We start from the raw sequence: 16,640 nt of genomic DNA, 5'->3' as shown, positions 1-16,640 counted from the left end.
CTGGATAGCGTTGACTGATTGCGGCGGCAGCGCAGGCGGCGGCGCGGGTCGTGCAGCGGCGCGGCCGCACGTGCGTGCGGGCGCGCCGACGGCGTCCGTCAACGGCTCCCCGGCTCAGCTGCGCTTGACGCGGTAGACAGCAAGACTACCACGCCAGTTCGCTCCCCATCGAATCGGTTGGCCTTCATGCAGCACCACGCGGTCGAGGATCGTCACGCCGACTTCGGGCGCGAGCGCCTCGAAATCCTCGATCGTCAGCACCCGGACGTTCGGCGTGTTGTGCCACTGGTAAGGCAGCGACTTCGACACCGGCATCCGGCCGTTCAGCACCGACAGCCGGTGCGGCCAGTAGCCGAAATTCGGGAACGACACGATGCATTCGCGCCCGACCCGCGCGGTTTCGCGCAGGATCGCGGCCGTCTGGTGAATCGTCTGCAACGTCTGCGACAGGATCGCGATGTCGAAGCTGTGGTCCTCGAACAGGCGCAGGCCGTCTTCCAGGTTCTGCTGGATCACGTTGATGCCGTTCTTCGCGCTCGCGAGCACGCCCGCGTCGTTCAGCTCGATCCCGTAGCCGGTCACGTCCAGTTCTTCCATCAGCAGCGCGAGCAGCGAGCCGTCGCCGCAGCCAAGGTCGAGCACCGTCGAGCGCGGTTCGACCCAGCGCGCGATCGTGCGGAAGTCCGCGCGAGCGGACAGGGAATTCAGCGCTTGCTGGTTCATCAGATGCTCCGAAGAGTCCCGACCTTCAGGACGGGGAGAAAATGAATGCCTTTGAAGGGCGGCACTCGAACGTTAAAGTGACCAGCATGATTATTGTTTACCGCTACCGCGTGAAGTCGCTCAACGGACTGCTTAACAAGCAATGCCGTGCGGTGAACTACGTCTGGAACTTTTGCAACGACACACAGAAGCACGCGCTCAAGTGGGGCAAGAAGTGGCCGACTGGCTTTGATCTGAACGTGCTGACGGTCGGCAGCAGCAAGGCGCTCTGTATTCACTCCGGCACCGTCAACGCAACCTGCGAGCAATACGCGAAGTCGCGGAGCCAGCACCGACGACCTTACTTGCGCTATCGCGGCAGAAAATCGCTCGGCTGGGTGCCGCTGAAGGGCCGTGATCTGAAACGCGAGGGCGACGCGTTTCGTTTTGCCGGCAACACGTTCCGCGTGTTCAGCAGCCGTCCGCTTCCCGAAGGCAAGATCAAAGACGGAACCAATTTTGCGCAAGATGCGCGTGGCAACTGGTTTCTGAACATCGTGATCGAGATGCCGGATGTGCAGGCCCGCCCGATCCGTTCCGGCGTCGGCATCGATCTCGGCCTGAAAGACTTCGCCACACTTTCGACCGGCGAGAAGTTGCCGAATGACCGGTTCGGCCGACGCGCGGCGGAAAAGCTCGCGAAAGCGCAGCGGGCGCGAAAGGACAAACGGCATATCGCAAAGCTGCATGCCAAGGTGGCGAATTCCCGTGCCGATTTCCAGCACAAGCTCGCGCTCGATTTGGTGCGGCGCTTCGATTACATCGCAGTTGGCAATGTGTCGGCTGCGAAACTCGCCAGGACCAGGATGGCGAGAAGCGTCTACGACGCGTCCTGGTCGTCCTTCCGAAACAAGCTCCGTTACAAAGCGATGGCGCACGGGGTCACATTCGAGGAAGTCGACGAAAGTGGTTCTACCCAGTCCTGTTCGTCGTGCGGGTCGAAAAACAGCACGACGCGGCCGAAAGGTATCGCGGGGCTGCGAATAAGAGAGTGGGCCTGCAGTGAATGTGGTGTCGTGCATGATCGTGATACCAACGCTGCGTTGAACATTCTCCGATGCGGACGTGCATCGCCGGTAGCGGGAATCGCCCCCCTTTAAGCGGGCGAGGACGTCAAGCGCCCACCTCGTTGGCGATTCGTTCGTAATACGCGCGGATCAGGTTGTGATAGCGCGCGTCGTCGAGCAGGAACGCGTCGTGGCCGTGCGGCGCGTCGATTTCCGCGTAGCTGACCGTGCGCTTGTTGTCGAGCAGCGCCTTCACGATCTCGCGCGAGCGGGCGGGCGCGAAACGCCAGTCGGTCGAGAAGCTCGCGATCAGGTATTTCGCCTGCGTGTGCGCGAGCGCGGCCGTCAGGTTGCCGTCGAACGCCTTGGCCGGATCGAAGTAGTCGAGCGCGCGCGTGATCAGCAGGTACGTGTTCGCGTCGAAGTAGTCGGCGAACTTGTCGCCCTGGTAGCGCAGGTACGACTCGACCTCGAACTCGACGTCGAAGCTGAAGTTGTACGCGTCGAGCGCGCCGTCGGCGCGGCGCAGCGCACGGCCGAATTTCTCGGCCATGTCGTCGTCGGACAGGTACGTGATGTGGCCGATCATCCGCGCGACGCGCAGGCCGCGCTTCGGCTTCACGCCGTGCGCGTAGTAGTCGCCGCCGTGGAAATCGGGATCGGACAGGATCGCCGAGCGCGCGACCTCGTTGAACGCGATGTTCTGCGCGGACAGCTTCGGCGTCGACGCGATGTCGATACAGTGCGCGACGCGCTCCGGATACATCAGGCTCCACGCGAGCGCCTGCATCCCGCCGAGACTGCCGCCCATCACGGCGGCGAAGCGCTCGATGCCGAACGCATCCGCGACGCGCGCCTGCGCGTGCACCCAGTCCTCGACGGTGACGACCGGAAAGCTTGCGCCGTACGGCTTGCCGGTGGACGGGTCGACGCTCATCGGGCCGGTCGAGCCGAAGCACGAGCCGAGGTTGTTCACGCCGATCACGAAGAAGCGGTTGGTGTCGAGCGGCTTGCCCGGGCCGACCATGTTGTCCCACCAGCCGGTGCTGCGCGGATCGTCCGCGTAGACGCCGGCGACGTGGTGCGACGCGTTGAGCGCGTGGCAGACGAGCACCGCGTTCGAGCGCGCGGCGTTGAGCTCGCCGTACGTCTCGACGACGAGCTGATAGTTGCCGAGCACGCTGCCGCTTTGCAAGCGCAGCGGTTCGGCGAAGTGCATGGTCTGTGGAGCGACGATGCCGATCGATTCCATTCGTTCCGCCTTATGACTGGGCAGCTAAATGGTGTCGGCGATGCGCGGAGTCGGAGATGCGCGGCTGACGACCTCTTTAGCCGCATTTGTAGTGAACCGCCGGGCGAGGACGAATCAAGGCCCTGGCTGGTTCGCGCGCCCGCAATCGAGTCAGCAAATCGGCGCGTGTCTGGCTGCCGCCCGAGGGGCGACAGTCGGCAAAGTATAGCGGAAATCGCGGCGCGCGGATTCGGGCGCAGAGGTGGGGCCGCCGCGCCCGCGTCATCTCACTGCAGGATCAGCCGCAGATGCGCATCGGCCTGTTCGCCCGGCGGTTTCTGGAACCCGCCCTTCGCGAAACGGTGCCATCGGCCGATCACGTAGCTGACGAGCAGGCTCGCGCGGGCAGCCGGATCGTAGTCGGCCGGCAGCACGAACGGCAGCGCGCCGTCCTGCGGCGTGTTCGCCTCGGTGCGCGCGACGCGCAGGCATTGCTTGACGGTCGCCTCGATGCGGTCGAGCAGCTGGTTCACGCGCTCGGTGAGCCGTTCGTCCTCGCCGACCAGCGCCTCGCCGGTCAGCACGCGTGTCATGCCGGGGTTCTTGGCGGCGAAATTGAGCATCGTCAGTGCGATCGTGCGTGCCTGTTGCACGCCGTTCGGCTCTTTCGCGACGATCTGGTTGACGAGCCCGAAGAGGGCCTGCTCGATGAACTCGATCAGCCCTTCGTACATCTTCGCCTTGCTGGGGAAGTGCCGGTACAGCGCGGCTTCCGACACGTCGAGCCGGGCCGCGAGCGCGGCGGTCGTGATTTTCTCGGGTTTCGGCGCCTCGAGCATTGCCGCGAGCGTCTGCAGGATCATCACGCGGCGCTCGCCCGGTTTCGGGCGCGCGCGGGTGGGTGTGGCCTGGTCTTCCTTTACGGCTTGGTCCTGCGGGTAAGTCGGCTGCATTTTTGTCGCCCCGATCGTGTGCCCAGTCGCAGCGATTTTAACGAACGAATGCGCTGGTCGACATAGTGGGGGCGTCCGGTAACCGGCAGATGGCCCGGCAGGTGCCCCGTGATCCATACCGTGCCGATGCCGAGACGCTTGTAGCGCTTCAGGTGGCCGCGCGTATCTTCGACGAGGATCGTGTCGGCCATGCGTGCGTTCGCGGCACGCAGCGTCCGGCGCAGCATAGTGTGATCGGGCTTCGCGCGCCAGGTGCGGCGGTCGCGCATGTGCTCGATCGCGATCACGCGCTCGAACAGCCGCTCGATGCGCAGCTCGCGCAGCACCGCGCGCGCATAGTTCTCCGGCGCGTTGGTCAGGATCAGCTTGCGGCCCGGCAGCGCGGCGACGATGCGCGCGAGGCCGCGCTCGGCGCGCACCATCGCCGGCAGGTCGGAAAACGTGTGGACGACGCGCAGGAAGTCGTGCGGGTCGATCGGATGATGGCGCGTGAGGCCGAGGAGCGCGGCGCCGTAGCGCTCGGTGTAGCCGGTGCGCAGGCGGTCGGCTTCGGCGCGCTCGACCTGCAGCGCGTCGATGATGTACTGCGTCATCGCGCGGTTGATCTCGGGAAAGATCGCGTGCGATGCGTGGTGAAGGGTGTTGTCGAGATCGAACAGCCACACCGGCGCGCCGGCGCGGGGCCGGCTGCGCGACACGCGCCGGCGCCGCAGCGGGGCCGGCAAGTTGGGTGTGGCGGTCTTGCTGCGCTTGCTCAATGCGAGCGGATCATCGTGCCGAACGGCTGCTCGGTCAGGATTTCCAGCAGTACCGAGTGCTCGATCCGGCCGTCGACGATGTGCACCGACTTCACGCCGCTCTTCGCGGCGTCGAGCGCCGACGAGATCTTCGGCAGCATGCCGCCGGAGATCGTGCCGTCTTCGAACAGCGCATCGATCTCGCGTGCGGAGAGATCGGTCAGCAGGTTGCCGTCCTTGTCCATCACGCCCGGGATGTTCGTCATCATCAGCAGCTTCTCGGCGTTCAGCACGGTGGCGAGCTTGCCTGCGACGAGGTCGGCGTTGATGTTGTAGGAGAGGCCATCCTCACCGAAGCCGATCGGCGAGATCACCGGGATGAACGCGTCGTCCTGCAGCGCCTTCACGACCGCCGGGTTGATCGCCTCGACTTCGCCGACCTGGCCGATGTCGATGTACTGGCCCGGGTTGTCGCGGTCCGGCATCAGCAGCTTGCGCGCATGGATCAGGCCGCCGTCCTTGCCCGTCAGGCCCACCGCGTGGCCGCCGAAGTGGTTGATCAGCATCACGATGTCCTGCTGCACTTCGCCGCCCAGCACCCATTCGACGACTTCCATCGTCTCTTCGTCGGTGACGCGCATGCCCTGGATGAAGGTGCCGGCCTTGCCGATCTTCTTCAGTGCGTGATCGATCTGCGGACCGCCGCCGTGGACGATCACCGGATTGATGCCGACCAGTTTCAGCAGGATCACGTCGCGCGCGAAGCCTTGCTTGAGCCGCTCTTCCGTCATCGCGTTGCCGCCGTATTTGATGACCACGGTCTTGCCGTGGTAACGGCGAATGTACGGCAGTGCCTCGGCGAGGATTTCTGCTTTCAGCGTGGGGGCGATCTGCGAGAGGTCGATGGGCTCGGACATGGCGGCGGCTCTGGCTGGGAACGGTTGAAACACGGCGAATTGTACAGGAGTGGCGCAGCGCAGCATCGGGTTTTTGGACGGGCCGGAACACCGGTGGCGCGGCCCGGGCGCCGCGCGCGGCGGCCCGCCGGCTATGGCGCGGCGCGATGTGGGCCACGCTGCGGGCAGCGCTGTGCGGGCGGTGGCGGCGAGGGGGCGCGAGCATTGGAAATGGCCCTCGGCCGAACGGCCGGCGTGCAAAATCCGTTCGCCGCGCTATGCTTGTCGCGTAGGGCGGCTTCCCGCCCGCTCGAGCGCTCCGCCATGACCGATTCCGCCGCCGACGCCCGTTCCGCCCCGCGCCGCGCGCGCTGCCCGCACTGCGGGCGCAGCTTCGACTGCGGCGCCCGCACGCAGCCGTTCGAATGCTGGTGCGCGTCGATGCCGGTCTTGCCCGGCGGTACGCCGCCCGCGGCCGGCGCCCGCTGCCGCTGCCCCGAGTGCCTGGCCGACGAGATCGCGCAGCGGATGGCCGGCGCGGCCGGCTGACGGCATCGGCTGCACACGCGGCTTCCCGTTCAATGCGCCCCGATCCGGCCCCGCTAGAGGCGCCGCCCGCTAAACGGGTAAACTGCTCGGATGCAACGAATCACCACCACCGGGCGCGTCAACCTCAGTCACCTGTTCTGGCTCCGCAATCTCGCGATCATCGGCCAGCTCGTGACGATCGGCGTCGTGCAGACCTATTTCGGCGTGCATCTGCCGTTGCCGGCGATGCTGATGGTCATTGCGCTCGAAATCGTTTTCAACGCGCTGACCTGGGTGCGCGTGCTGCGCGCGCGGCCCGAGACCAACTTCGAGCTGCTCGGCCAATTGTGGGTCGACCTCGGTGCACTGTCCGCGCTGCTGTTCCTGTCGGGCGGCACGACCAATCCGTTCGTGTCGCTGTACCTGCCTTCGCTCGCGATCGCGGCGGCCGTGCTGCCGTGGCACCTGATGATCTGGCTCGCGGCGTTCGCGGTCGCGTGCTACGCGGCGCTCGGTTTCGACTCGGTGCCGCTCAACATGGACAATCCCGCGAACCTGTTCGACTACTACCGTACCGGGATGTGGGCGAACTTCATGGTCAGCGTCGGGCTGATCGCGTGGTTCGTCGCGCGCATGTCGAATGCGCTGCGCCAGCGCGATGCGGCGCTCGGCGAGGCGCAGCAGCACCTGCTGCGCGACGAGCGGGCGGTCGCGCTCGGCGTGCAGGCCGCCACCGTCGCGCACGAGATGGGCACGCCGCTGTCGACGATCGCGATGCTCGCCGAAGAGCTGCGCGACGCGGCCCGCGACGACCCGGGGCTGGCCCGCTACGAGGCCGACCTGAAGGTGCTCGAGGAACAGATGACGCTCTGCACGTCGGCGCTCGCGCGCCTGCGCAGCCGCGCGAGCGCGCCCGCGAGCCGCCAGCCGGTGGACGACTGGCTCGACACGTTCGTCGAGCACTGGCGCCTGCGGCATCCGCACGTGCAGTTCGAATTGCTCGGCGCGCGCCCGGCGGGCGTCGCGCTCGACGACACGGTCGCGGCCGGCCAGATCCTGACGATCCTGCTCGACAACGCCGCGCGCGCGAGCCCGCAGCGCGTGACGCTGGCCGCGAAGGTCGCGCACGCCGGCACGGCCGACCAGATCGAATTCGAGGTATGCGACGACGGGCCCGGCATTCCGGCCTCGCTGCGCGAGTCGCTTGGCGCGATGCCGGTCGACAGCACGCAGGGCGGGCACGGGGTCGGCCTGTATCTCGCGTTCAGCGCGGCCGCGCGGCTCGGCGGCGAGATCGAACTGTCCGATGTCGTGCCGCGCGCGGCGGGCGGCAACGGGCGGGCGGGCAGTGCGGCGAATGGTCACGCCGCAGCGGGATCGGCGCAGCGCGCGGGCCAGCGCGCCGCCGAGCGGACGACCGGCACGCCGGACAGCCGCCCGGCCGGTGCGGCCGCCGCGCGCGGCACGCGGGCCGTACTGCGGCTGCCGGTCGTGCGCGTCGCGGCATCGGCCGCCTCAACCAACACGTAGACGGAGAAACCACATGAGCGAGAACAATTTCCTGGTGATCGACGACAACGAGGTGTTCGCGGGCACGCTCGCGCGCGGCCTCGAGCGGCGCGGTTACGCGGTCCAGCAGGCCCACGACAAGGAGGCGGCGCTGCGGCTCGCCGCGGGCGGCAAGTTCCAGTTCATCACCGTCGACCTGCATCTCGGCGAGGATTCGGGCCTGAGCCTGATCGCGCCGCTGTGCGACCTGCAGCCCGACGCGCGGATCCTGGTGCTGACCGGCTACGCGAGCATCGCGACTGCCGTGCAGGCGGTGAAGGAAGGCGCCGACAACTATCTCGCGAAGCCCGCGAACGTCGAGTCGATCCTGGCCGCGTTGCAGACCAACGCGACCGAAGTGCAGGCCGACGAAGCGCTCGAGAATCCGGTCGTGCTGTCGGTCGACCGGCTCGAATGGGAGCACATCCAGCGCGTGCTGGCCGAGAACAACAACAATATTTCGGCGACCGCGCGTGCGCTGAACATGCACCGCCGCACGCTGCAGCGCAAGCTCGCGAAGAAGCCGGTGCGGCAGTAAGCGGCGCACCAACGAAAACGGGCGGCCCCCGACAAAAGGGGCCGCCCGTTTTTCGTCCGCCGCCGCGCGCGTTACAGCACGTAGCGCGACAGGTCTTCGTCCTGCGACACTTCGCCGAGTGCGCGGTCGACATACTTCGCGTCGATCGTCACGCGCTCGCCGGCGTGGTTGCCGGCCGAGAACGACACTTCCTCGAGCAGCTTCTCGATCACCGTATACAGCCGGCGCGCACCGATGTTCTCGGTCTTCTCGTTGACCGAATAGGCAATCTCCGCAAGGCGGCGGATGCCGTCGTCGGCGAATTCGAGCTGCACGTCTTCGGTCGCGAGCAGCGCCTGGTACTGCTTGACGAGGCTTGCGTCGGTCGCGACGAGGATCGCTTCGAAATCGTTCACCGACAGCGAGTCGAGCTCGACGCGGATCGGGAAGCGGCCCTGCAGTTCGGGAATCAGGTCGCTCGGCTTCGCGAGGTGGAACGCGCCGCTCGCGATGAACAGGATGTGATCGGTCTTCACCATCCCGTACTTCGTGTTGACCGTCGTGCCTTCGACGAGCGGCAGCAGGTCGCGCTGCACGCCCTGGCGCGACACTTCACCGCCGCTGCCTTCGTTGTTGCGCGACGTGATCTTGTCGATCTCGTCGAGGAACACGATGCCGTTCTGCTCGACGTTCTGCACGGCCTTCGTCTTCACTTCCTCGTCGTTGAGCATCTTCGCCGCTTCCTCGTCGGTCAGCAGCTTCAGCGCTTCCTTGATCTTCACCTTGCGGCGCTGCTTCTTGCCGCTGCCGAGGTTCGAGAACATCGAGCGGATCTGCTCGGTCATCTCTTCCATCCCCGGCGGCGCCATGATGTCCATGCCGGCCGACGGCTGCTCGAGGTCGAGCTCGACTTCCTTGTCGTCGAGCTGGCCTTCGCGCAGGCGCTTGCGGAACGTCTGGCGCGTCGCGTTGTTGTCGTCGTTCGCGTGTTCGGCGTTGCCGCCGAAGCCCACCGCGCGCGGTTGCGGCAGCAGGATGTCGAGGATGCGGTCTTCCGCCTGGTCGGTCGCCTTGCTGCGCACCTTGCGCATTTCGGATTCGCGCGTCTGCTTGACCGAGATCTCGATCAGGTCGCGCACGATGCTGTCGACGTCGCGGCCGACGTAGCCGACTTCGGTGAACTTGGTCGCTTCGATCTTGATGAACGGTGCATCCGCGAGCTTCGCGAGGCGGCGTGCGATTTCGGTCTTGCCGACACCCGTCGGCCCGATCATCAGGATGTTCTTCGGCGTGATTTCCTGGCGCAGCGGGTCGGCGACCTGCTGGCGGCGCCAGCGGTTGCGCAGCGCGACCGCGACGGCCTTCTTCGCCTTCGCCTGGCCGATGATGTGCTTGTCGAGTTCCGAGACGATCTCGGCAGGGGTCATGGTGCTCATGGTGCGGTCCTTACTCGATCGTTTCGATGATGCGGTTGTGGTTCGTGTAGATGCACATGTCGCCGGCGATCTTGAGCGACTTCTCGACGATCTCGCGCGGCGACAGCTCGGTGTTCTCCGCGAGCGCGCGGGCTGCCGCCTGCGCATACGCACCCCCCGAGCCGATCGCGCAGATGCCTTCCTCGGGGTCGAGCACGTCGCCGTTGCCGGTGATGACGAGCGTGGTGGTGGCGTCGGCCGTGATCAGCATCGCCTCGAGGCGGCGCAGCATCCGGTCGGTGCGCCAGTCCTTCGCGAGCTCGACGGCCGCACGGGTCAGGTTGCCCTGGTGCTTCTCGAGCTTCGCCTCGAAGCGGTCGAGCAGCGAGAACGCATCGGCGGTGCCGCCCGCGAATCCGACCAGTACCTGGTTGTTGTAGATCCGCCGCACTTTCCGCGCGCCACCCTTCATGACGATGTTGCCGAGGGTTACCTGGCCGTCGCCGCCGAGCGCGACCTTGTCGCCGCGCCGGACCGAAACGATGGTCGTGCCGTGAAATTGCTCCATCTGCGTTCCTTGAGAAAAACGGGGAAGAGTCGGGGGGCGCGAGGCGCCGCCGCGTAACTCGCAGTGCGCCGGGAAGCGGCCCGGCGCGCGTCCGTTTCATTTTAGGGCGGGCGCCGGGATATCAAGAGGCGGGGTGGGCAAATCGGCGGCCGGCGGGGAACCGGTGCCGGAAAAACAAAAAGCGCGCGGCAGGCCGCGCGCTTTCGGGAAGCAGCGTGTCTGAGCGGAACGCCGCTCGATCAGTCGCCGAACAGCTTCTGGCGCAGCTCGCGGCGCTCTTGCGCCTCGAGCGACAGCGTGGCGGTCGGGCGCGCGAGCAGGCGAGGAATGCCGATCGGCTCGCCGGTTTCCTCACACCAGCCGTAATCGCCGGAATCGATGCGGGCGAGCGACTGCTGAACCTTCTTGAGGAGCTTGCGTTCGCGATCGCGCGTACGCAGTTCGAGCGCGTGCTCTTCCTCGATCGTCGCGCGATCGGCGGGATCGGGCACGATCACCGTCTCGCGCAGGTTCTCGGTCGTCTGGCCTGCATTCTTGAGGATGTCCGCCTGCAACTGTTCGAGCCGATTTTTGAAGAAGGCGAGCTGATCCTCATTCATGTAATCCTTGTCGCTCATCTTCAGGATTTCGGCTTCGGTCAAGAGTTTCTTCGTCATCTGCTTGCTTCTTCAATGTGCGGCAAATCGATAGATATTGCCTGCACTTTGGGATTACCCGCAACCGCCCTTGCAATCATTTGCGATTTGCCGCCGCGGGGCCGAAAGCCTCTGGAAAACCGGTTCTCAAATACCAGGATAGGCCTGGCGCGGAGTTGCGCGCGCTGCGAACCGGTGTGCTGCGCGGCACATCGCATCGGCCGCGGCCGGGAGGCGGATTGGCGATCCGGCGCGGTTGCGATGCCCGGAAAACTGGTTCAGCAAGAACCGGGCCTGTTTGTTGCCGTACTCCAGCGGGCACGTATTGTAACTGAATCGCAAGCGGGCGCCGTATCGGGTCGATCCCCGTCGGCTGCGCCAATATCTAGAAAATATAACGCGCAAATCGCGAAAAAGCGATGACGGCGAAACCCTGCCCGGAAACGGCGCCCCGTGGCCGCCGCAGCCGCCTGCGAGGCGGCCTCGCGGCGGCGTGTGCGGCGGTTGCCCGCGCGCGTCAGGCGAGGCAGGCGTCGAGGCCGTCGGTGATCAGGTCCTGCGGCAGATCGACGCCGATGAACACCATCTTGTTCGTCTTCTTCTCGACCGGCAGCCACTTCGACGCGAGGTCGCTGCCCATCATCTGGTGCACGCCCTGGAACACGACCTTGCGGTCGACGCCCTTCATGTACAGCACGCCCTTGTAGCGCAGCATCCGCTCGCCGTAGATCTGCAGGATGCCGCCGAGGAAGTCTTCCAGCTTGTTCGGGTCGAACGGACGGTCGTTGCGGTACACGAACGACTTGATCTTGTCGTCGTGGTGCGCGTGGTGGTGATGGTGATGGCCATGGTCGTGATCGTGCGCGCATTGACCGTGATCATGGTCGCAACTGGCGTGATCGTGATCATGGTCGTGATCGTGGTGGTGATGCGCGTGATCGTCCTCGGCGAGGAAGTCGGGGTCGATCTCGAGCTTCGCGTTCAGGTTGAAGCCGCGCAGGTCGAAAATTTCCTTGATGTCCGCTTCACCGAAGTTCACGACCTTGATCGCGGCCTTCGGGTTCATGTGCATCAGGCGGTGCTTGAGGCCGGCCACCGTCTGGTCGTCGACCAGGTCCGACTTCGTGATGAACAGGCGATCGGCGAAGCCGACCTGGCGCTGCACGACTTCGTGCTCGTCGAGCTGCGCGTTCGCGTGCTTCGCGTCGACCAGCGTGATGACCGCGTCGAGCAGGAAATCGTCGGCGATTTCGCTGTCGATGAAGAAGGTTTGCGCGACCGGGCCCGGATTCGCGAGGCCGGTCGTTTCGATCACGATGCGGTCGAAGTCGAGCTTGCCTTCGCGCTTCTTCGCGGCGAGATCGCCGAGCGTGCGCGCGAGGTCGCCGCGGATCGTGCAGCAGATGCAGCCGTTGCTCATCTGGATGATCTGCTCGTTCGAATCCTGGATGAGGATTTCGTTGTCGATGTTCTCTTCGCCGAACTCGTTCTCGATCACGGCGATCTTCATGCCGTGCTGTTCGTTCAGGATGCGCTTGAGCAGCGTCGTCTTGCCGCTGCCGAGGAAGCCGGTGAGGATGGTGACGGGAGTGGCCATGTCAATCGCCTGTGGTTCGTGAATCGGGGTCAAAACCGGGATGTGGGTCGCGCCCGGGGCTTTGCCAGCCGGGGCGCACAACCATCCATTGAAACATACCTGTCAAGCCCTCGCCCGTCGTCCGAACGACAGGCGGGAGCGCGGATCCGCCGGGCGCCAGGGCGCGGCCGGCGGACGGTTACGCGCGTAGATCGGGGCGATCAGACGATTTGCAACAGCAGGCCCTTCAGATATTCCCCTTCCGGGAACGCCGCGAGCAGCGGGTGATCGACGCCCGCGCCGAGGCGCTTCAGGATGCGCGCGTCGACCTTCGCGTCGGCGGCCGCACCCGCGACGATCTTCTGGAACAGGTCCATGTCGATCGCGCCCGAGCACGAGTACGTGAACAGCAGGCCGCCCGGACGCAGCAGCTTGAAGCCGCTCAGGTTGATGTCCTTGTACGCGCGCGCCGCGCGATCGACGCTGTCGCGCGTCGGCGCGAACTTCGGCGGATCGAGCACGATCAGGTCGAAACGCTCGCCTTCGTCGACGAGGCGGCGCAGCGTCTTGAATGCGTCGGCGTCGAGCCAGGTCGCGCGTTCGGCGTCGAAACCGTTGGCGACGACGTTCTGCTGCGCGAGCGCGAGCGCATCGCCCGACGAGTCGATCGACACGACGCGCTTCGCGCCGCCCTTGAGCGCCGCGAGCGAGAAGCCGCCGGTGTAGCAGAAGCAGTTCAGCACGTCGCGATCGGCCGCGTACTGCGCGACCAGCGCGCGGTTGTCGCGCTGGTCGACGTAGAAGCCCGTCTTGTGGCCGTTCGGCACGTCGACGTGATAGCGCACGCCGTTTTCGTTCGAGATCAGTGTCGCGGGCGGCGCATCGCCGGCCAGCACGCCGGTCGTCTGTTCGAGCCCTTCCTTGTCGCGGATCGACACGTCCGAGCGCTCGTAGACGTTCGGGCAGTCCGTCGCGCCGACGAGCGCCTTCACGATCGCGTCCTTCCACGCCTCGACGCCCGCGGCCATGAACTGGCAGACGAGCTGGCCGCGCGGGGCGGCGCCGGCTTCGGCGGTGTCCGCGACGTAGTAGTCGACGATCAGCCCCGGCAGCCCGTCGGCCTCGCCGAACACGAGCCGCACCGCGCCCGTGCCGGACACCATCGTCGTGCGGTGCGCGACCGCGCGCTGCACGCGGCGCTTGAAGAACGCGTGGTCGATCGGCTCGTTCTCGTCGAAGCTCCACACGCGCACGCGGATCTGCGATTGCGGGCTGTACGCGCCGCGCGCGAGGAAGCGGCCGTCGTGCGCGCGCACGATCACGGTCGCGCCGGGCGCGGGCTTGCCGTCGACGCGGTCGATCGCATTGGCGTAGATCCACGGATGGCGGCGCAGCAGCGATTTTTCCTTGGACGGCTTGAGGGTGACGGTTTGCATGATGAGATCGAAATGGGCCGTGCGCGAAGCCGGCCGTGGCCGGTCGCCGCGCGCGGCGGGTAACACGGGACGCGCGTCAGTCGCGCTTCTTCGCGCGCGGGTGCGCGCTGTCGTAAATCTTCGCGAGATGCTGGAAGTCGAGCGACGTATAGACCTGCGTTGCGGAGACGCTCGCGTGGCCGAGCAGCTCCTGCACCGCGCGCAGGTCGCCGCTCGACTGCAGCACGTGCGTCGCGAACGAGTGGCGCAGCACGTGCGGATGGACGTTGGCGGGGATGCCCGCGGTGAGCGCCGCGCGCTTCACGCGCTCGCGCACGACGCCCGGCGACATCCGGTTGCCGCGCACGGACACGAACAGCGGATGCGGATCGTGCTTCACGAATTCGCTGCGTACCGCGAGCCACGCGTTCAGCGCATCGATCGCCTTGCGGCCGACCGGCACCTTGCGCTCCTTGTTGCCCTTGCCGCGCACGGTGACCTCGGCTTCGGCGAGGTCGAGCCAGCCGGTCGAGCGGTAGCCGTCGGCTTGCGTGTACATCACGTCGAGCCCGATCAGCTCGGCGAGGCGCAGCCCCGACGAATAGAACAGCTCGAGGATCGCGTGATCGCGGATGCCTTCGGTCGTGTTGGCGAGCGGCGCGTCCATCAACGCGGAAGCATCGTCGACCGACAGCGCCTTCGGCAAGGTCTTCGCGCGTTTCGGCGCGCGCACCGCGGCGACCGGGTTCGCGGGCATCTCGACGCGCTGCGCGAACCAGCGGTAGAACGCGCGCCACGCGGACAGCCGGTGCGAGATCGACCGGGCGGACAGCCCGCCCGAATGTGCACGTGCGACCGCGCCGCGCACGTCGGCGGCCGTCAGCGCTTCGAGCGGCCGGCCGTTCGCGAGCTTCTTCAGCTCGTCGAGTTCGTGCGTGTAGCCGCGCAGCGTGTGTTCCGACAGCTGCCTGACGTGCTTCAGGTTCGACAGGTAGGCGGCGATCGGATCGTCTGTCATCGCGTGCGGCAGGATCAGTGCGGCAGCAGGCGCGTGAGCGCGGCGCTCGCGAGCGTCGCGATCTGCGCGAGGAAGTCGGTGGCCATCCCGTCGTGGAAGCGGCGCGGGTCGGGCGAGCCGAGCACGAGCAGGCCGAACGCGGGCGCATCGTTGCCGGCGAGCGGCGCACGCAGCGCGAGCAGCGCGACCGATGCGGCCGAGCCGTCGCCGGCGGACGACGCGGCTTCCGCGCCTTCCGCCGCATGCGCGGCCGGGGCGGCGATCGCGGGCGCGAGCCACTGCGCGGCCTCGAAGCCCGTGTTCGCACCGCAGTACGGCGTCGACAGTCCGTTCGTGAACAGGCGCACTTCCTCGCCGACCTGGCGTGCGAAATCGGCCTGCGAGTAGGTGTCGGCGACATCCCACACGCGCAGCGCCGTCTGCGGCACGTCGAAGACTTCGGCGATGCCGTCGGCGATCGTGCGCGGCAGCGCGTACGGATCGCGTTCCGCGATCACGCGTGCCGTCCAGCGGCTGAACTTCGCGGACAGGCTGTCGTTCTCGTGGCCGTAGCGCACGAGCTCGGCGAGCCGGCGCTCGAGATGCTTGTTCTTGTCGCGCAGCATCTCCATCTGCCGCTCCTGCAGCGAGATCGCGGCCTTGCCGTGCGGGTTCGCGAGGCGGATCGTCGCGAGCAGTTCGGCGTGCTGCGCGAAGAATTCGGGGTTGGCGAGCAGGTAGTCGGCGACTTCGCGATCGTTCATGTGGCTGGGGCGTTCAGTTATCAAGGACGTTGCAGGGTCAGACGTTCAGGTCGATCTCGCCTTCGAACACGGTCGTAGCGGGGCCGGCCATCATCAGCGCGGCGGCTTCGTCGCGCGCGCCGTCCCAGCTGATCGTCAGCGTGCCGCCGTGCGTGTGCACGGTCACCGGCGAATCGAGCAGGCCGCGCCGGATGCCGGCCGCGACCGCCGCGCATGCGCCGGTGCCGCACGCGAGCGTCTCGCCCGCCGCGCGTTCGTACACGCGCAGCTTCACTTCGCTGCGCGACACGATCTGCATGAAACCGGCGTTCACGCGTTCAGGGAAGCGCGCGTGGTGCTCGATCAGCGGGCCTTCTTCGAGCACCGGATACGCTTCGGCATCGTCGACGACCTGCACCGCGTGCGGGTTGCCCATCGTCACCGTCGAGATCCAGCGTGTCGCACCGCCGACGTCGAGCGGCCACAACGTGTCGCGGCCCTCGGTGCGGCCGTCGAGGCCCGCTGCGTCGAACGGCACCTGCGCCGGCGTGAACACGGGCGCACCCATGTCGACGACGACTTCGCCGTTGTCCTGCATCGTGAGCGTGATCAGGCCCTTCATCACCTGCACGCGCACGCTGCGCTTGTCGGTCAGGCCGCGGTCGCTGACGAACTTCACGAAGCAGCGCGCGCCGTTGCCGCAGTGTTCGACCTCGCCGCCGTCGCAATTGAAGATCCGGTACTTGAAATCGACGCCGTCGACGGTCGGTTTTTCGACGAGCAGCAGCTGGTCGGCGCCGATGCCGAAGTGGCGGTTGGCGAGCGCACGCACCTGCGCTTCGGTGAGCGGCGGCAACGCGCGCGAATAGCCGTCGAGCACGACGAAGTCGTTGCCCGCGCCGTGCATCTTGGTGAACGAGAGTTTCACTGGGTCCGGATTTCCATGGCGAACAAGGCGGTCAGCGCGGCGCGCGTGACGCCGCGCCATGCCGGGCGGCCTCGTTCGTCGTGCTGATCTCAACCGCAAATGATACATGCAGCCGACAGGGGCGTCCCGCGCGGGCGGGGGGAGCGTGGGGGCGAAATGGGGTACATCTGCCGATCGGTCGACT

Annotated in this window: 17 protein-coding genes; 4 read left to right on the top strand and 13 right to left on the bottom strand. The window is 66.7% G+C overall.

Going from position 1 to position 16,640, the window contains the following annotated elements; genetic code table 11:
- Positions 1–114: 114 nt before the first annotated feature.
- Positions 115–723, bottom strand: a complete 609-nt coding sequence (gene metW, locus CFB47_RS17680; RefSeq protein ID WP_006755281.1) for a methionine biosynthesis protein MetW — start codon at positions 721–723, stop codon at positions 115–117.
- 86 nt (positions 724–809) lie between these two features.
- On the opposite strand from metW, the gene CFB47_RS17675 reads away from it, so the two are divergent.
- Complete coding sequence (locus CFB47_RS17675) at positions 810–1,862, top strand: RNA-guided endonuclease TnpB family protein (protein WP_089461773.1); 1,053 nt, start codon at positions 810–812, stop codon at positions 1,860–1,862.
- A gap of 13 nt (positions 1,863–1,875) precedes the next feature.
- On the opposite strand, the gene CFB47_RS17670 is transcribed toward CFB47_RS17675, so the two are convergent.
- From CFB47_RS17670 to argB, 4 genes are all read right to left on the bottom strand, one after another.
- Positions 1,876–3,021: a homoserine O-acetyltransferase gene (locus CFB47_RS17670; RefSeq protein WP_089457109.1), complete on the bottom strand. Its 1,146-nt coding sequence runs from the start codon at positions 3,019–3,021 to the stop codon at positions 1,876–1,878.
- Between the two features lie 266 nt (positions 3,022–3,287).
- Positions 3,288–3,953 carry a nucleoid occlusion factor SlmA gene (gene slmA, locus CFB47_RS17660; RefSeq protein ID WP_089441258.1) on the bottom strand — a complete coding sequence of 222 codons (666 nt, stop codon included), beginning with the start codon at positions 3,951–3,953 and terminating at the stop codon, positions 3,288–3,290.
- Positions 3,920–4,711, bottom strand: coding sequence for a pyrimidine 5'-nucleotidase (locus tag CFB47_RS17655; protein ID WP_089461772.1), 792 nt, complete (start codon positions 4,709–4,711; stop codon positions 3,920–3,922). The genes slmA and CFB47_RS17655 overlap by 34 nt, the downstream gene beginning before the upstream one ends.
- Positions 4,708–5,607: an acetylglutamate kinase gene (gene argB / locus CFB47_RS17650; RefSeq protein ID WP_006490510.1), complete on the bottom strand. Its 900-nt coding sequence runs from the start codon at positions 5,605–5,607 to the stop codon at positions 4,708–4,710. The genes CFB47_RS17655 and argB overlap by 4 nt, the downstream gene beginning before the upstream one ends.
- Positions 5,608–5,910: 303 nt before the next feature.
- On the opposite strand from argB, the gene CFB47_RS17640 reads away from it, so the two are divergent.
- The 3 genes from CFB47_RS17640 (at position 5,911) to CFB47_RS17630 (ending at position 8,200) form a co-directional block, all read left to right on the top strand.
- The gene (locus CFB47_RS17640) at positions 5,911–6,135 is read left to right on the top strand and encodes a cysteine-rich CWC family protein (protein ID WP_089426574.1); all 225 of its coding nucleotides are present in this window, start codon (positions 5,911–5,913) and stop codon (positions 6,133–6,135) included.
- A gap of 90 nt (positions 6,136–6,225) precedes the next feature.
- Positions 6,226–7,644, top strand: coding sequence for an ATP-binding protein (locus tag CFB47_RS17635; RefSeq protein WP_089461771.1), 1,419 nt, complete (start codon positions 6,226–6,228; stop codon positions 7,642–7,644).
- A gap of 13 nt (positions 7,645–7,657) precedes the next feature.
- Positions 7,658–8,200 (top strand): response regulator transcription factor, encoded by a 543-nt coding sequence (locus CFB47_RS17630; protein ID WP_021156278.1) that lies wholly within the window; start codon positions 7,658–7,660, stop codon positions 8,198–8,200.
- A gap of 71 nt (positions 8,201–8,271) precedes the next feature.
- Here the strand turns inward: CFB47_RS17630 and hslU are convergent, their stop codons facing one another.
- The 8 genes from hslU to dapF all read right to left on the bottom strand — a co-directional run bounded on the left by hslU (position 8,272) and on the right by dapF (position 16,456).
- Entirely contained in the window at positions 8,272–9,615 is a 1,344-nt protein-coding gene (gene hslU / locus CFB47_RS17625) for an ATP-dependent protease ATPase subunit HslU (protein ID WP_039353843.1), read from the bottom strand.
- 10 nt (positions 9,616–9,625) lie between these two features.
- The gene (hslV, locus tag CFB47_RS17620; protein ID WP_021156275.1) at positions 9,626–10,162 is read right to left on the bottom strand and encodes an ATP-dependent protease subunit HslV; all 537 of its coding nucleotides are present in this window, start codon (positions 10,160–10,162) and stop codon (positions 9,626–9,628) included.
- A gap of 239 nt (positions 10,163–10,401) precedes the next feature.
- Complete coding sequence (dksA, locus tag CFB47_RS17615) at positions 10,402–10,818, bottom strand: RNA polymerase-binding protein DksA (RefSeq protein WP_006477498.1); 417 nt, start codon at positions 10,816–10,818, stop codon at positions 10,402–10,404.
- Positions 10,819–11,314: 496 nt separating this feature from the next.
- Positions 11,315–12,394, bottom strand: a complete 1,080-nt coding sequence (locus tag CFB47_RS17605; RefSeq protein WP_039353847.1) for a GTP-binding protein — start codon at positions 12,392–12,394, stop codon at positions 11,315–11,317.
- 200 nt (positions 12,395–12,594) lie between these two features.
- Positions 12,595–13,809, bottom strand: coding sequence for a class I SAM-dependent rRNA methyltransferase (locus CFB47_RS17600; protein ID WP_069249126.1), 1,215 nt, complete (start codon positions 13,807–13,809; stop codon positions 12,595–12,597).
- A gap of 76 nt (positions 13,810–13,885) precedes the next feature.
- The gene (xerC, locus tag CFB47_RS17595) at positions 13,886–14,806 is read right to left on the bottom strand and encodes a tyrosine recombinase XerC (RefSeq protein ID WP_089441254.1); all 921 of its coding nucleotides are present in this window, start codon (positions 14,804–14,806) and stop codon (positions 13,886–13,888) included.
- 14 nt (positions 14,807–14,820) lie between these two features.
- Positions 14,821–15,549 (bottom strand): DUF484 family protein, encoded by a 729-nt coding sequence (locus CFB47_RS17590; RefSeq protein WP_089441253.1) that lies wholly within the window; start codon positions 15,547–15,549, stop codon positions 14,821–14,823.
- A 37-nt stretch (positions 15,550–15,586) separates the two neighbouring features.
- Positions 15,587–16,456, bottom strand: coding sequence for a diaminopimelate epimerase (gene dapF, locus CFB47_RS17585; protein ID WP_089457103.1), 870 nt, complete (start codon positions 16,454–16,456; stop codon positions 15,587–15,589).
- Between the last annotated feature and the right edge of the window lie 184 nt (positions 16,457–16,640).

This window comes from Burkholderia sp. AU27893 (genome assembly GCF_002223205.1).
Taxonomy (GTDB): Bacteria; Pseudomonadota; Gammaproteobacteria; order Burkholderiales; family Burkholderiaceae; genus Burkholderia.
Note: the sequence above shows the minus strand (reverse complement) of the source record. Positions and strands in the feature narration are given on the sequence as shown.

Bases quoted from the DNA above. Each gene is read 5' to 3' on its own strand.
- metW (WP_006755281.1), bottom strand. From the start codon at position 723: ATGAACCAGCAAGCGCTGAATTCCCTGTCCGCTCGCGCGGACTTCCGC.
- CFB47_RS17675 (WP_089461773.1), top strand. From the start codon at position 810: ATGATTATTGTTTACCGCTACCGCGTGAAGTCGCTCAACGGACTGCTT.
- CFB47_RS17670 (WP_089457109.1), bottom strand. From the start codon at position 3,021: ATGGAATCGATCGGCATCGTCGCTCCACAGACCATGCACTTCGCCGAA.
- slmA (WP_089441258.1), bottom strand. From the start codon at position 3,953: ATGCAGCCGACTTACCCGCAGGACCAAGCCGTAAAGGAAGACCAGGCC.
- argB (WP_006490510.1), bottom strand. From the start codon at position 5,607: ATGTCCGAGCCCATCGACCTCTCGCAGATCGCCCCCACGCTGAAAGCA.
- CFB47_RS17640 (WP_089426574.1), top strand. From the start codon at position 5,911: ATGACCGATTCCGCCGCCGACGCCCGTTCCGCCCCGCGCCGCGCGCGC.
- CFB47_RS17635 (WP_089461771.1), top strand. From the start codon at position 6,226: ATGCAACGAATCACCACCACCGGGCGCGTCAACCTCAGTCACCTGTTC.
- CFB47_RS17630 (WP_021156278.1), top strand. From the start codon at position 7,658: ATGAGCGAGAACAATTTCCTGGTGATCGACGACAACGAGGTGTTCGCG.
- hslU (WP_039353843.1), bottom strand. From the start codon at position 9,615: ATGAGCACCATGACCCCTGCCGAGATCGTCTCGGAACTCGACAAGCAC.
- hslV (WP_021156275.1), bottom strand. From the start codon at position 10,162: ATGGAGCAATTTCACGGCACGACCATCGTTTCGGTCCGGCGCGGCGAC.
- dksA (WP_006477498.1), bottom strand. From the start codon at position 10,818: ATGACGAAGAAACTCTTGACCGAAGCCGAAATCCTGAAGATGAGCGAC.
- CFB47_RS17605 (WP_039353847.1), bottom strand. From the start codon at position 12,394: ATGGCCACTCCCGTCACCATCCTCACCGGCTTCCTCGGCAGCGGCAAG.
- CFB47_RS17600 (WP_069249126.1), bottom strand. From the start codon at position 13,809: ATGCAAACCGTCACCCTCAAGCCGTCCAAGGAAAAATCGCTGCTGCGC.
- xerC (WP_089441254.1), bottom strand. From the start codon at position 14,806: ATGACAGACGATCCGATCGCCGCCTACCTGTCGAACCTGAAGCACGTC.
- CFB47_RS17590 (WP_089441253.1), bottom strand. From the start codon at position 15,549: ATGAACGATCGCGAAGTCGCCGACTACCTGCTCGCCAACCCCGAATTC.